We start from the raw sequence: 13,709 nt of genomic DNA, 5'->3' as shown, positions 1-13,709 counted from the left end.
GTCCCACGACCCCATGACTTCGCTTCAACACCCAGACGCCATCCGCCATTTCCAGTCGCTCTGCGATGCCTGCCAGGAACTGGCCCATCGCTTCCACAGCCCTGCTGAATTGCGGCTCTACGCCGATGGCTACATCCACGCCCTACGCCGCACTGCGGTGCTTGATCCGATCTCCCAGCGGCGACTTGAGGAGCTCACCGACCGCTGGATTCGAGATCCTTCCAGCTTTGTGGGTCCCGATGGTGACCCGCGCAGCCTTTACGAAAGCGAGCGCTACTGACTCGCTGAATGGCTAGCTGCACCTTTCAGCTAGCCAGAGCCACTTCCAGCTTCTCGCGCAACTCACCGGAGTTGTACATCTCGATCAGGATGTCGGAGCCACCGATGAATTCCCCTTTCACATACACCTGGGGAATCGTGGGCCAGTCGGAAAATGACTTGATTCCATTACGGATCTCAGCATCCGAGAGCACGTCGAAGGTTTCAAATGGAACCCCAACGGAGTGCAGTATCTGCACCACGTTGTTGGAGAAACCGCACTGAGGCATCAGCTTGTTGCCCTTCATAAAAACGAATACCGGGCTGGTGGCCAGGAGTTCTTCGATGCGTTGGCGGGTAGTGGCGTCCATGGACTCAGGCGGGAGTGGATGTTTGCAGGGCTAGGGCGTGGATTGCCTCACTGGCCAATTCCTGGCGTAGGGCGCCATACACGAGCTGGTGCTGCCTGACCTTGGTCAGGCCGTCGAACGCTGCGGAGATCACCGTGACCTGCAGATGGTCGCCGCCACCGGTGAGGTCTTCAACCTCAACATGGGCATCGGGCATGGCCAAGGTGATTGCGGCCTTCACCTGGTCTGGATGCACCATTGAAGCGAAGAGGCAGCGAACAGGGGAAATCTAGTGGTCAGCTGCCAGGGGTTGCCGCGGCCCCTGATGTGTAGGGAGTGGCTGCGAAGCCAATCTCGACCAGGCTCTGGAAAGCCTTGCGACCCTCTGGGCTGGCCGGGGTCATCACCTTGACCACCTCGACCAGCAGGGGCACCGCCACCTCAGGCTGGTTCTGGCGACGGAACAAGGCCGCCAAGCGCAGGTTCGCCTGAGCCATGGTTTCCAAAGCTTCCCGCCCCTTTTGGTCCATTTCGCGGGGGATGCGGGCATCGAGTCCGCGGAAGGAGCCGCTCAGGTCGCGATAAAAGCCAAGCAGGCGGCGACAGGCATCGCGGGCCTGGTCGTAGAGCTTGCGGGCTTCGGCCAGATTGCCCTTAGCAACGGCGGCGTCACCGCGCACCAACAGGGCGCGCACACCCTCAAGATTGAACGGGCTGCCGGTGGACTCCAGGGCCTTCTGGGGCTCCTGCTGAGCTTGCACCTTGGCCGGAGCTAGGGGCGCAGCGAGGGCCATCAAGGCCAAAGCGGAGCCACAAATCAAGCGGGATGGCCTACGCACAACCAGCAAACGAATATGCAACAACTTTAGGGGGCCAGACCCAGGGCTCCCTGGGCCTGGCCTTCAACCACCGCCATGGCGGTGGCGAGGTGGCCGGTGAAAGCACTCGCAGCCTGCCTTCCCTGGCCCTCCAAGCTGAGAGGTCGGCCGAAACAGAGCACGGCCCCATCCCCGCGGCGGGGGGGGCGATGGCCATAGGCGATGCCTACGGGCACCACCGGTACCGCCACGCCCTGGCCGGCGGCCAGCATGGCCAGGCGGGCGAGGCCCTGGTGCAGCCGCAGGGGAATCTCTTCGCGCACGATGCGCCCCTCTGGAAAAACCACTAGCTGCTCACCGGCAGCCAGTAGGTCCACGGTGTAGCGCAGGCTGGCCAGGGAGGGGCGCCCCTGACTCACAGGAAAGCAGCCCAAGCGGTGCAAAAACCAGCCCTGCAGCCCACGCATCTCATCAACCGTGACCATGAAGCGGCAATCCCGCCCCGTAATGCGGCGGCCTGCGGCGTGGGTCAACAGCAGGGCATCCCAGCGGGCCCGGTGGGTCGGAGCTAGCAGCAGCGGCCCGCTGAGCGGCAGATTTTCGCTGCCAAGCACCTGGACGCTGCGGAAAAAAAAGCGGAGGCCAATGTCCTGGCTAGCCACCATGGCGAGCGGTGCCAGCCAGGGGCTGATGCCGTTGCAGAGCCCCTTTTCCCGGGAGGAGGGGGCCTGGGTGGACAACGCCGATGGGCCGGATTGAACCGCCAACAACCCGTTAAGTGCGACCAAGCTCAAAGCTAGGGGCTAGGCAATGGAGCTCGGCTCGAGCGCGGGCAGTTGAACTGGCGTCCTGAGCCGGCGCAGGTTGCGGTATCCATAGGATTTGGGCGGTATCACCGCCTGCCAACCACTCCCCAGCCATGGCCAGCCTCGGCGTCAACATCGACCACATTGCCAATGTGCGCCAGGCCCGCCGCGCGGTGGAGCCCGATCCGGTGAGCTATGCCCTGCTGGCCGAGCTGGGGGGGGCTGACGGCATCACCGTGCACCTACGGGAAGACCGGCGCCACATTCAGGACCGGGATGTGGAGCTGCTGCGTCAAACCGTGCGCAGCCGGCTCAATCTGGAGATGGCCGCCACAGCTGAGATGGAGGCAATCGCCCTGCACATCCGGCCCGACATGGTGACCCTGGTGCCGGAGAAGCGTCAGGAGGTAACCACCGAAGGCGGCCTCGATGTGGCGGGCCAGCAGCCAGCTCTCAGCGCTCTGGTGGGTGCGCTGCAAGATGCCGGCATTGGCGTGAGCCTGTTTGTGGACGCCGAGGCGAGCCAACTGGAGGCCTGCCGCGCCACCGGCGCCCGCTGGGTGGAGCTGCACACCGGCGCCTACGCCGAAGCAAGCTGGAGTTTGCAGCCCGCCGAGCTGGCCCGGCTCACGGAGGGGAGCTTCATCGCCCGCAGCCTCGGGCTGCGGGTAAATGCCGGCCATGGCCTCACCTACCAAAACGTGGAGCCCATCGCCGCCATCGAAGGCATGGAGGAGCTCAACATCGGCCACACAATCGTGGCCCGGGCCCTGGCGGTGGGACTGGAAGAAGCTGTTCGGCAGATGAAGGCGCTGATACAGAATCCGCGCCGCGACCCCCTGTTCGGCAGCCGCCAGCTATGAGCACCTATCACTTCATCGCCGCCAGCGAAGCGTTCCTCACCGTCGAGGAGCCCCTTGAGGAGGTGCTGCGCGAAAGGGTGCGCCACTACGGAGAACAGGGCAAGGAAATCGACTTCTGGCTGGTGAAACGGCCGGCCTTTCTCGATGCACCCCAACTCGAACCGATCGGCAGCGCCGTGCCGAGGCCGGCGGCGGCGGTGGTGTCCACCGATGAGAAATTCATCACCTTTCTGAAGCTTCGCCTGGAATTCGTGGCCACGGGCCGCTTTGAGGCTCCCAGCACCTCAATCCCCGACGCCCTCGCCAGCGCGTCCTAAAACAGCCCCAAGAAGCGTTTGCGCGGCCCGTCATCGGAGGCTCCCTGACCGCCATCCTGCTGGTAGCGAGGCTTGTTATCGCCAATCGTGAGTAGGGCCTCCTTGTTTTTCCACCACACCCAGTCGCGGATTGGTGGGGTGTTCGCCAGTTGCTGGCGGCTGAGCCCTAGGCCGAGCTTGGCGGAGGCATCGAGCAGAACGTCGAGCATCTCCTCACCGTTGCCGCAGCGGGCCAAGGCCTCATTGGTGCGCTTAGCGCCATTTAGGGCTTTTACCAGGGCGTTTACCCGCTGGACCACCGACAACGACGCTGGATTCATCTGACTGTCACTGGGTGGGGCGACCGTACCAGCGCTGGCCGGTCGACATGAATGGCTGGGGGGCTGACAAGTGGCCGCCAGGCAGGCAAGACTGGAACTAACGCGATGGACTGATGACGTCCCCTTCACGTTCCTGCCACCACTGGGTGATCGGGGACGTCCACGGCTGTGCCGACGCGCTTGAGCTGCTGGTAGCTCGCCTACCTGCAGGAGACAAGCTCGTGCTTTGCGGTGATGTGATCAACCGCGGCCCCGAGATCCGCCGCACCATGGAGCTGGCCTGGGGCTTGGTGAGCTCCGGCCGGGCCATCTGGCTGATGGGAAATCACGAAGCCGACCTAGTGGCCGCCCTGCGGCAAGGCGACTGGACCGCTCAAAGGGCCTTGGCCGGCTGCGACACCTATCGCCAGCTCGGTGATAGCCACTGCCGCCTCTGGCAGGAGCGGCTGGAGCAGCTGCCCCTCACCTACGCCGGCAAAGGCTGGATAGCCACCCACGCTGGCTTCAATCCCGACACCTGGGAACCCGACCTCAGCATCCGCATGCCCTTCTGGCAGGCCTACGACGGTCGCTTCGGTGAGGTAGTGATAGGCCACACCCCCGGGCCCCAAGTGCGTCGCCTCGGCCAGATCGTGATGGTGGATACGGGCGCCTGCTACGGCGGCGAGCTTTCGGCCTACTGCCCCGAAACCGGAGCTATTCACGCCGTTTACGGCTTGCAAGAGCGCCGGCTCTCCTCCTTCAGCCAGGAGCTGGCAGGCTGCCTGCCATGACGACCCACAGCTGAGCATCTTTTGTGCTCACAGTTTTCCGGGGCAACCGGGCCGAACACCTAGCCGAACTCCTGGCCGCCCAGTTGCTGCTCACGCCTCCCGGGCCGCTCGAGACGGTGCAGGTGGTGGTGAATACCTGGCCCACCAGCCGCTGGCTTGGTGAACAGCTGGCCGTGGGACTCGGCGGCATCGCCGCCAACATCCGCTACCCATTTCCTGGCAGCCAGCTGCGCCAGATCGTTAATGGAGTGCTGGGCCAAAACGGCGCTGACCAAGATCCCTGGCGTGCCAGCCAGCTGGTGTGGCCCGTGCTGGAGCTGCTCCCCCAGCTGGTGGAGCAGCCAGAAGCTGCCTCGCTTAAGCACTGGCTAGGCCGCTACCCGCAGCACGGCAGCAACCTTGAGCTGGCCCAATGGCAGCTGGGCCGCAGCATCGCCGACGCCCTCGACGACCTAGCCCTGTATCGCCCTGAGCTGCTGGCAGCCTGGTGGTGTGGGGAGGACGGCCCACCCCTGCCGCCGGAGCAGGAGTGGCAGCGGCTGCTGGTGGGGCGGCTACGGGAGCGCCTGGGGGTGAAGCCCTTCGGCCTGCAGGTGCTGGAGGCCATAGCCCAGCTGCAGATCAAGGCACCGCCTGCCGGCAGCCTGCCCGATCCCCTGCGCCTATTTGGGCTCAGCAGCCTGGCGCCGATCCAGGTGCAGCTGCTGCAGGCCCTGAGCGTGCACACAAATGTGGACCTCTACCTGCTAACCCCCTGCCGCGACCTTTGGCAGCGCTGCACCAGCCGCCGCCAACTGCTCAGCGATGCGATCGCGCTGCAGCAGCCCCTTGATGGTGACTGGCTACTGCAGGCCCCTGGCCTGGAGGCCCGCTTCGGCCGACTCGGCGGCGAGTTTCAGCAGTTGCTCGAAGGCAGCGGCGAGAGCCTCCAGGGCCAGTGGCAGGAAAAGGATTTGTTTGTGGCCCCGGCCAGCAGCCATCGGGGCCAGGGGCCAGCGCCCCTGCTGCATCAGCTGCAGCAACAACTGGCGGATCCGGCTGCCCAACCCCTGCTGCAGCGGGCACCGGCAGACAGCTCCCTGGAGTTCCACCGCTGTCCCGGCCCCCTGCGCCAGGTGCAGGTCGTGCGGGACCGCATCCTGCAGCTGCTGGCCGCCGATCCCACGCTCCAGCCCCGCGATGTACTGGTGATGACGCCTCAGGTGGATGGCCTAGCGCCTTTGGTGGCGGCCGTATTTGGCGATCAAGAGGCCACTGGGGTGGCCCTCAATTGGCGCCTCACCGACCGCAGCCAGCAGAGCGAAGCCAGCCTCAGCCGCAGCTTGCTGGAGCTGCTGCGGCTGGCGGGGGAACGGCTCACCGCCTCCGCCCTGGAAACCCTGCTGGAGAGTCCGGCGCTGCAGGGGCATTTCCAGCTCAGTGGTGTCGAGATGGCGGCCCTGCATCCCCTGCTGCAGCAGGGGGGCTTCCACTGGGGCCTCGATGCAGAGGAGCGCGGCGGCCTGGGCAGCGGCAGCCTCAGCTGGGTGATCGATCGGCTGCTACTAGGCCTGGTGCTGCCCTGCGACCCCGGCCTGGCCCCGGCCGCCACCGCCCCCCTGGCCAGTGGCGAGAGCATCGAACTGTTGGGCCGCTGGCTACACCTACTCACCCGGCTGCGCCACTGGCTGGTGGAGCTGCGGCGACCCCGCTGTTGCCTGGCCTGGAACACCTGCCTTCGGGCCCTGCTTAGCGACCTATTCGGCGACGGCGACCAGGCTGGCGGGAGTGGCCAGGACTGGGAGCTGCCCCTGGTGCTAACCGCCATTGACGACTGGCAGCAGGCCGCCTCCGGCTGCAACCTGGAGCTGGCCGCACCCGTGGTGGCTGCCGTGCTCGATGAGCGCCTGGCTGCGGATTCGGGCCGGTTTGGCCACCGCAGCGGCGCCCTCACCATCAGCGCCCTCGAGCCGATGCGGGCGATTCCCCACCGAGTGATCGTGCTGATGGGCCTGGATGCAAACGCCTATCCCCGTCAGAGCAAGCGGCCCGGCTTCCACCTGCTGGAGCAGCAGCGCCACCTCGGCGATCCCAACCCGGCCGACCAGGACCGCTACGTGCTGCTGGAGGCTCTGCTCTCAGCCCGCGACCATCTGCTGGTGACCTGGAACAGCCGCGACCCCCGCAGCGGCGAAGAGCTGCCACCGGCCACACCGGTACGCCAGTGGCTCGAGTGGCTGCAGGGGCAGCTGCCTTGTGGCGGTAGCGAACTGGTGATTAGTCACCCTGCCAACCCCCTCGACCGGGCCAATTTCCAAGCCAGCGGCGAGCGGCCGCCCGGCAGCTGCGACGAGCGTCTGCTGAAGGCCCGTGAGCTGCTCGATCAACCACGCCAGCAGAGCGGAGCACCGCAACCGCCCCGGCCCCTGGCGGCCAGCGAACCCCCTAGCGCTCCTCCGGCCCAGCCCAGCGATACCTATGGGGATCTGCGCGACTGGCTGCTTGCCCCCCAGGCCAGCTGGCTGACTGAATTGGGGCTAAGGCCGCGGGAATGGGCCGACAGCCTCGACGACCTCGAGCCCCTCAGCCTCGATGAGCGCGGGCGGGCGCTGCTGCTGCGCCAGGCCCTCGAAAGCCCCAGCGAAGCAGCCCTCGATGAGCCCGCCGGCTGGCTGGCTCGCCACCGCGGCCAGGGCGTGCTGCCTCCCCATGCGGCAGGCGAACTGGAGGCCGGCGGGCTCAGCCAGCGCTGGCGCAGCCTGCACGCCAGCCTCGAGGCCCTGGGCCCCGAGCGTCGCCAGCTGGCCCTCTGGCAAAACTGCCAGCAGGAGCTGCAGTGGCGGGGGAGCTCGGTGCTGGTGCTGCACACCGCCCGGCCGCGCAACCGCCACCGAATGGAGCTGTGGCTGGCGCTGCTGCTGGCCGCCGCCGCCGACCAAGGGCCGCTGGATGGGGTGCTGGTGGCCCGGGGTGCCAAGGACTTCGGCGTGCAGTTGCGGCTGCAGGCGCCGCAGGTGGATAGCGCCCGGGCCGAACTACTGCGGCTGCTGGAGTTGCGCCAGCAATGGCGCCAGGGCTGCTGGCCGGTGCCACCGGAAACCGGCTGGGCCCTGCTCGATAAGGGTGAAGCACGGGCCATCGAAACCTGGGAGGGCGGTTTTCAGAGACGCGGCGAGCGGCTTGATCCGGAGCAGGCCCTCTGCTTCGGATCTGAACTCAGCGGCGCCGCCCTGCTGGCCAGCGGTGAGCTAGCCGCCCGGGCTGAGGAGCTGCTTGGTCCCCTGCGGGAGCGGTTGATATGAACCTGTCTGCCGGCAGCGAGCAGGCTTTGGCATCTGAACAAGCCCTGCCACTCCCACTGCCACTGCCACAACCATTTGAGGCCAATGCCTTTCCCCTGGATCCCGGGCTGCGGCTGCTGGAGGCCAGCGCCGGCACCGGCAAAACCTTCGCCCTGGCCCAGTTGGTGTTGCGCTATGTGGCCGAGGCCGAGCTAGGGCTGCGCCAGCTGCTGGTGGTGACTTTCACCGAGGCCGCCGCCGCCGAACTGCGCGATCGCATCGGCCAGCGCCTGCAGCGGGCCCTGGCCGGGCTGGAAAATCCAGATCTGGAGCCGCCCGATCCCACCCTGGCCGCCTGGCTGGAGCAGCAACGACCGCGGGCCGAAAAGTTGCGGGCCCGGCTGCTGCTGGCCCTAGAGGAACTAGACGCCGCCGACATCACCACCATCCACGGTTTCTGCCGCCGCACCCTGCAGCGCCACGCCCTGGAAGCGGGCCTGCCACCGGAGCTGCAGCTCGAAACCGACAAGGGCACCCTGGTGCGCCAGGTGGCACACGACTACTGGCAACAGCAGGTGCTGCCCCTGCCAAGCCACCTGCTGGCCGGGCTGCAGCAACAGGTTCGCGGCCCCGAAACCCTCGAGGGCCTGCTGCGCCAGCTCGATGGCGATCCAGCCCTAGGCCTGGATTCCCTGCCGGCAACGCTGCGGGCCGACGCCCCCTTGGCACCCCAGCTCGAGGCCCTGTGGAGCGAGGCGTGGCACAACTTCCAGCAGCTCTGGGCAAGCCACGGCCAAGCCCTGGAGGCCGGCTTTTGCGCCGCCGCCAGCCAATGGCGCGGCCAGGGCTTCAAAACCACCAGCCCCTACGTTCCCAAACCCACCAAGGACCGCTGCGCTCTGGTGCGGGGCTGGATCGCTGCCCAGCCCATTGGCGGCGACTACGGCGCCACGGCAGGCAGCCAGGGCGGCGGCCAGGGCCTGCTGCGCGATTACTTCCACCCCGGCGCCTTTCTCAAGGTTGCCCGCAGCCTCGAACCTGGTGATGGGGAAGGCCCCGGCCCCTCCCTGCCCGAACGCCCCCTGCAGGAGGCGATCGCCCAGGTTTTGGATGGACCGGCCGAAGCCCTAGTGCTGCACGCCTGCCACTGGGGCCGGGCCGAACTGGGCCGGCGGCGGCGCCAGAGCGGAAGGCTGGGTTTCGCCCAACTGCTGGAGGGTCTTGATCCAGGCGAGCAAGCCAGTACCCCCCTACTAGAGGCGGTGGGAGCCCGCTATGCCGTTGCCCTGATCGATGAATTCCAGGACACCGATCCGATCCAGTGGCGCATCCTGTCGCGGGCCTTCCAACCTGAGCGGCACCGACTGGTGATGGTGGGTGATCCCAAGCAGGCGATCTATCGCTTCCGCGGCGGCGACCTGCGTACTTATCTGCGGGCCCGTCAGGCCGCCGCCAGCTTCGGCGGCATCAGCAGCCTCCGCGACAACTACCGCTCCAGCGAGGCCCTGGTCGCCGGCCTCAACGGCCTGATGGGGCCGGGGCTGCGCCGAAGCGACCTGGCCGTACCGGCGGTGCGGCCCCAGGCGACCGACACCAAACTGCTCCTACCCGCCGGCCAGAGCCCCCTGCAGCTGCTCTGGCTCGGCGGCAGCCGCCTGGCTGGTGAGAAACCACCCAGCCGCAGCGCCCTGGAGCGGCAACTTCCCGACCAGATCGCCTGCTTCAGCGCCGAATTGCTCAACCAGGGGCTGATGCAACAGCGGGGCGAGCAGCGCCAACCCCTAGGACCCAACGACCTATGCGTGCTGGTGGGCACGCACCGTCAGGCTGAAGCTCAGCGCGCCGCCCTCGATCGCTGCGGCATAGCCAGCAAGCTGGTGAGCCAGGGGGATGTGTTTGAAAGCGCCGGCGCCTCCGCATTGCAACGGCTGCTCGATGCCCTGGCCGAACCAGGCCGGACCCAGCGTCTGCGGCTACTGGCCGCCTCACCTCTGCTGGGCTGGAGCGCGGAGCAAATCGCCTCCGCCAGCCCCGAAGCCTGGGGCAACCTGGCTGCGCGCCTAGCCCAGCTGGCCGTTGAACTTCCCCGCCGCGGCCTGCTTGGGGTGCTGGCGAGCCTGCTGGAGCAAAAGGGGCTGGCCCAGCTATCCCTCGGCGGCAGGCTGCTGGCGGATTTGCAGCAGTGCGGTGAATTGGTGGCCGTGCGGCTCCATGCCGACCAACTGGGTCCCGCAGCCGCAGCCGACTGGCTGCGGCGTCTGCGTCTCGATCCCGACCGGGACATCCCCGACGCCCACCAGCCCCACAGCGACGTGGTGGATGAGGCCGTATCGGTGCTGACGGTGCACCGCAGCAAGGGCCTGGAATATCCAGTGGTGATCTGTCCCTACCTTTGGCAGGCCGGCGCTGAGAGCCGCAGCGGCCAGTCCATCGGCGTGCGCTGGCACCCGGGCGGACCTGAAGGCGGGCAGCCCGAAGCCGTGCTCGACCTGCACCTGAACAACAACTGGGGCCCGGGCCAGGGCGCCAGCCAGCAGCAGCTTGGGGCCGAGCTGCAGGAGCGGGAGCGACTTGCCTATGTCGCTGCCACCCGGGCCAAGCTGCTGCTGGTGCTGGCCTGGGGCCCGGCCTTGGGCCAGCAGGGCAATCCGCTGCACCCCTGGCTGTTCGACCAGGAGCAGCCCCCCGCAAGCGACCACGACCCCTACAGCGGCCGCAGTGATGCGGAGTGGCGCCAGCGGCTGGAGCAAGCAATCGCCCGCCGCCAGCTGCCCCTCACCCTGGTGCAGCCCCCCGCCAGCGGCCAGCGCAGCCAGCTAAAACCAGGCCCGGCAGCTGCTGGCCTATCCCTGCAGCGAGGCCCCGTACCCAGCCATGGCTTCGACAGCAGCTGGGGCCGCAGCAGCTACACCAGCTGGACCCAGGGCAGCCACAGCGCCGCCCCCGCAGCCGTGGAGGAGGGCCGTGAAACCGATGCCCTGGTAACCGAACTCGAGGCAGCGACGGCGGCCAACGCCTTGGGCGCCGATTCCCAGGACAGCCCTCTGGCCCCCTTCCCCCGGGGCGCCCAGGCCGGCGACTGCCTGCACCGCATCCTTGAGCAGCTCGACTACTGCCAACCCTTGGCAGCCCAGGCCGAGCTGGTGGGCCGCGAGCTGCAGCGGGCCGGTATCGCTGCGCAGCAAGGCGAAGCGGTGCTAGTTGGGCTTGAGCAGCTGCGGCACACGCCCCTGGGCGGCCCCTGCAGCGACTTCAGCTTGGCCCAACTTGAGCGCGGTGCCCGCCTCAATGAGATGAACTTCGATCTGCCCCTCGGCCTGGTGCGCACCCCAGACCTGGCACGCCCCTTTGCCGACCATCCCGAAGGGTGGTTTGGCAGCACCTACGCCGAGCAGCTTGCCCAGCTGAAAGTGGAAAGCCGGGGCTTTCTCACCGGCTCGATCGACCTGGTATTTCGACAGGGCGAGCGCTGGTGGGTGGCCGACTGGAAGAGCAACTGGCTGGGCGAGCGCGACGACCAGGGGCAGCCGCTGCACTGCGGTCCACGCCACTACGGAGCAGCAGCCATGGCAGAGCTGATGGCCGCCAACCACTACCCCCTGCAGGCCCACCTGTACCTGGTAGCCCTGCACCGCTATCTGCGCTGGCGCCTGCCCGGCTACCGACCCGAGCAGCACCTGGGCGGCTACGTCTACGTTTTCCTGCGCGGAGTGCCAGGCCCCACCACGGCCAGCGCGGTGCCCGGCATGTTTGTGGAGCAGCCGCCCTTGGCCCGCCTGCTCCAACTTGACCAGGCCCTGGGGGAACACCATGAGCAGCCCCACCCCCCTAGAGCAACCTCGCTGGCTCCAGACCTTGGCCTCAGCACTGGCTGAAGCCCTGCCGCGGCTGCATGGCAGCAGCCCAGATCCACTGGTGGCGGAACTGATCACTGAGCTGGCTGCCGCCCTGGCGGAGGGTCGCCTGGAAATCAACCTGCCCAGCGCCGACCATCGCCGCGCCCTGGAGGCTTCACCCCTGGGCGCCGAGCCGGATGGTCCCCTGGTGCTGGAGGGCGACCGGCTGCTGTGGCGCCGCTGGCAGCGCCAGCGCGAGCAGGTGCTGGAGGCACTGATCGAGCGAGCCCAGTTTCAGCTCCCAGATGCGAGTCCCGACGCAAGCTGCAGCGACGGGCTGGATCCGGACCAGCAGCGGGCCGTCACGGCGGTGCTGCAATACGGCCTGGTGCTGCTTGAGGGCGGTCCGGGCACCGGCAAAACCAGCACCGTGGCTCGCATGTTGGCGGCGGTGCTAACCCAGCAACCAGGCAGCCGCATTCAGCTAGCAGCCCCCACGGGCAAGGCGGCGAGTCGGCTGCGAGCAGCCCTAGCCAGCAGCAGCCTGCAACTTCCCTGCAGCACCCTGCACCGGCTGCTGGAGAGCCGCGGCGAGCGCTTCGGCCGCAACCGCCAGCACCCCCTTGCCCTCGACCTGCTGGTGGTGGATGAGGTGTCGATGGTGGATCTTCCCCTGATGCAGGCCCTGCTGGAGGCCCTGCCCCCCAGCTGCCGGCTGGTGCTGGTCGGGGACGCGGCCCAGCTGCCACCGGTAGGCCCCGGACCAGTGCTGCTGGAGCTGCAGGCACCCGAACGCCGCCAGGCCCTGGGCGGAGCCGCCATAGAGCTGCGCACCACCTACCGCAACAACGGCGCCATCGCTGCGGTAGCAGCGGCCCTACGGGGGGCTGAGCAGCCCCTCGAGGCCCTGCTCACACCGCTGAACTCTGACGACAACCTGCGCTGGCTGCCGGCCAACCCACGCCAGCTGCCCGCAGAGCTGCTGCAGCGACTGCGGCAGCACCAACACCAGCTACAGGAGAGCTGCCTGGCGGGCGATCTGGACGATCCCACTTTCACCGCGAGCCTGCTGGCGGGCCTGGATAACTACCTAGTGCTGACACCAGTGCGCCGGGGCCGCTGGGGGGTGGAAGCTATCCACCAAGCGCTGCTGGGGGAGGCTGCCGCCCGCTCGCCCCAGTTTTGGCCAGTGGGCACGCCCGTGCTGTGCCGCCACAACCTCAGCGAACTGGGGCTCGCCAATGGCGACGTGGGGCTGGTGGTGGAAAGGGAAGCCAAGCGGGGGAGGGAACGCCGCCTGCTGTTTGCAAACCAGGGCGGTAGCGAGCCGCTCTGGATTCACCCGGCCCAGCTACCCGAAGCCGAGCCAGCCCTGGCCCTCACAGTGCACAAGGCCCAGGGCAGTGAGGCCCAAGAGGTATGGGTGCTGATGCCCGACACCGGCAGACCCCAACATCGCCTGCTCTACACAGCCCTGACCAGGGCCAGACGACGGGCCTGCCTGATCACCCCGTTGCGCGGCGCGGCGGCGGCTGTCAGCCTGAAATCGTGAACATCCCTGAGCCCCAAAGTCCCGCCGGCCGGGTGCAACGCCCCTGGGGCTGGTTTGAACAGCTGGCCAGCGGAGATCAATACCTGGTCAAACGCCTACTGATCCGCCGCGGCCAGCGGCTGAGCCTGCAGCGCCACCAACACCGCTGTGAGCACTGGGTGGTGGTGGCCGGCGACGGTGAACTGCAGGTAGGGGAGGAGGCCATCACCGCAACGGCAGGGACCAGCGTCTTCATCCCCCAGGGGGCAATTCACCGGGCCCAAGGAGGTCTGGCGGATCTGGAGATCGTGGAGGTGCAGCGTGGTGACTGGCTGAGCGAAGCCGACATCGAGCGCCTGGCGGATGACTTCGGCAGGGAGTGAAGCGGACCGAGAGGTGATAAAATTTGATTTCAGCCTTTTTCAAGGGCAGGGCAGTTTTGTTAATTGCGGGTCTGAACAACTGAACATCGGGTAAAGCAGTGCAGCTTCAGTTGCCCCGCAACGGCCCATCCGTTCAGTATTTCTTGGCTCAATTGGGTTTCTGCCGGCCTGCGTTCAAGGACTTCACCAAGCCC

The 13,709-nt window shown here is 67.5% G+C and carries 13 protein-coding genes; 8 read left to right on the top strand and 5 right to left on the bottom strand.

The features are described 5' to 3' along the window. The first annotated feature begins 13 nt into the window (after positions 1 to 13). A complete protein-coding gene (locus KBY99_RS12575) occupies positions 14 to 280 on the top strand; it encodes a DUF6761 family protein (protein ID WP_254936090.1) in 267 nt (88 codons plus the stop codon). A gap of 25 nt (positions 281 to 305) precedes the next feature. Here KBY99_RS12575 and grxD read toward each other — a convergent pair whose 3' ends face one another. From grxD to KBY99_RS12555, 4 genes are all read right to left on the bottom strand, one after another. After that, a complete protein-coding gene (gene grxD / locus KBY99_RS12570) occupies positions 306 to 629 on the bottom strand; it encodes a Grx4 family monothiol glutaredoxin (RefSeq protein ID WP_106632779.1) in 324 nt (107 codons plus the stop codon). A gap of 4 nt (positions 630 to 633) precedes the next feature. After that, a complete protein-coding gene (locus KBY99_RS12565; RefSeq protein WP_254999396.1) occupies positions 634 to 867 on the bottom strand; it encodes a BolA family protein in 234 nt (77 codons plus the stop codon). 37 nt (positions 868 to 904) lie between these two features. Next, positions 905 to 1,402, bottom strand: coding sequence for a hypothetical protein (locus KBY99_RS12560; protein ID WP_254941955.1), 498 nt, complete (start codon positions 1,400 to 1,402; stop codon positions 905 to 907). A gap of 71 nt (positions 1,403 to 1,473) precedes the next feature. Next, a complete protein-coding gene (locus KBY99_RS12555) occupies positions 1,474 to 2,193 on the bottom strand; it encodes a lysophospholipid acyltransferase family protein (RefSeq protein WP_254999395.1) in 720 nt (239 codons plus the stop codon). 152 nt (positions 2,194 to 2,345) lie between these two features. Here KBY99_RS12555 and KBY99_RS12550 point away from each other — a divergent pair, with 152 nt between their 5' ends. After that, complete coding sequence (locus tag KBY99_RS12550) at positions 2,346 to 3,095, top strand: pyridoxine 5'-phosphate synthase (RefSeq protein ID WP_106632777.1); 750 nt, start codon at positions 2,346 to 2,348, stop codon at positions 3,093 to 3,095. Continuing rightward, complete coding sequence (locus KBY99_RS12545) at positions 3,092 to 3,412, top strand: MgPME-cyclase complex family protein (protein WP_254960312.1); 321 nt, start codon at positions 3,092 to 3,094, stop codon at positions 3,410 to 3,412. The genes KBY99_RS12550 and KBY99_RS12545 overlap by 4 nt, the downstream gene beginning before the upstream one ends. On the opposite strand, the gene KBY99_RS12540 is transcribed toward KBY99_RS12545, so the two are convergent. Next, positions 3,409 to 3,732, bottom strand: coding sequence for a hypothetical protein (locus tag KBY99_RS12540; protein ID WP_254960311.1), 324 nt, complete (start codon positions 3,730 to 3,732; stop codon positions 3,409 to 3,411). The genes KBY99_RS12545 and KBY99_RS12540 overlap by 4 nt on opposite strands. A gap of 113 nt (positions 3,733 to 3,845) precedes the next feature. Here KBY99_RS12540 and KBY99_RS12535 point away from each other — a divergent pair, with 113 nt between their 5' ends. Genes KBY99_RS12535 through KBY99_RS12515 form a run of 5 tightly spaced genes read left to right on the top strand, consistent with a single transcriptional unit; the run spans position 3,846 to position 13,515 of the window. Beyond that, the gene (locus tag KBY99_RS12535) at positions 3,846 to 4,505 is read left to right on the top strand and encodes a metallophosphoesterase (protein WP_254999394.1); all 660 of its coding nucleotides are present in this window, start codon (positions 3,846 to 3,848) and stop codon (positions 4,503 to 4,505) included. Positions 4,506 to 4,528: 23 nt separating this feature from the next. Further along, the gene (locus KBY99_RS12530; protein WP_254999392.1) at positions 4,529 to 7,786 is read left to right on the top strand and encodes an exodeoxyribonuclease V subunit gamma; all 3,258 of its coding nucleotides are present in this window, start codon (positions 4,529 to 4,531) and stop codon (positions 7,784 to 7,786) included. Then, a complete protein-coding gene (locus KBY99_RS12525; protein WP_254999391.1) occupies positions 7,783 to 11,640 on the top strand; it encodes a UvrD-helicase domain-containing protein in 3,858 nt (1,285 codons plus the stop codon). The genes KBY99_RS12530 and KBY99_RS12525 overlap by 4 nt, the downstream gene beginning before the upstream one ends. Beyond that, positions 11,576 to 13,153 (top strand): ATP-dependent RecD-like DNA helicase, encoded by a 1,578-nt coding sequence (locus tag KBY99_RS12520; protein ID WP_254999390.1) that lies wholly within the window; start codon positions 11,576 to 11,578, stop codon positions 13,151 to 13,153. Before KBY99_RS12525 ends, KBY99_RS12520 begins: the two co-directional genes overlap by 65 nt. After that, on the top strand, positions 13,150 to 13,515 hold the full coding sequence (locus tag KBY99_RS12515) for a phosphomannose isomerase type II C-terminal cupin domain (RefSeq protein ID WP_254999388.1): 366 nt from the start codon (positions 13,150 to 13,152) through the stop codon (positions 13,513 to 13,515). The genes KBY99_RS12520 and KBY99_RS12515 overlap by 4 nt, the downstream gene beginning before the upstream one ends. Positions 13,516 to 13,709: the final 194 nt, after the last annotated feature.

The sequence above is a fragment of the Cyanobium sp. Maggiore-St4-Cus genome (assembly GCF_024345615.1).
GTDB lineage: Bacteria > Cyanobacteriota > Cyanobacteriia > PCC-6307 > Cyanobiaceae > Cyanobium_A > Cyanobium_A usitatum.
This window is presented reverse-complemented; position numbering and strand designations above follow the sequence as displayed.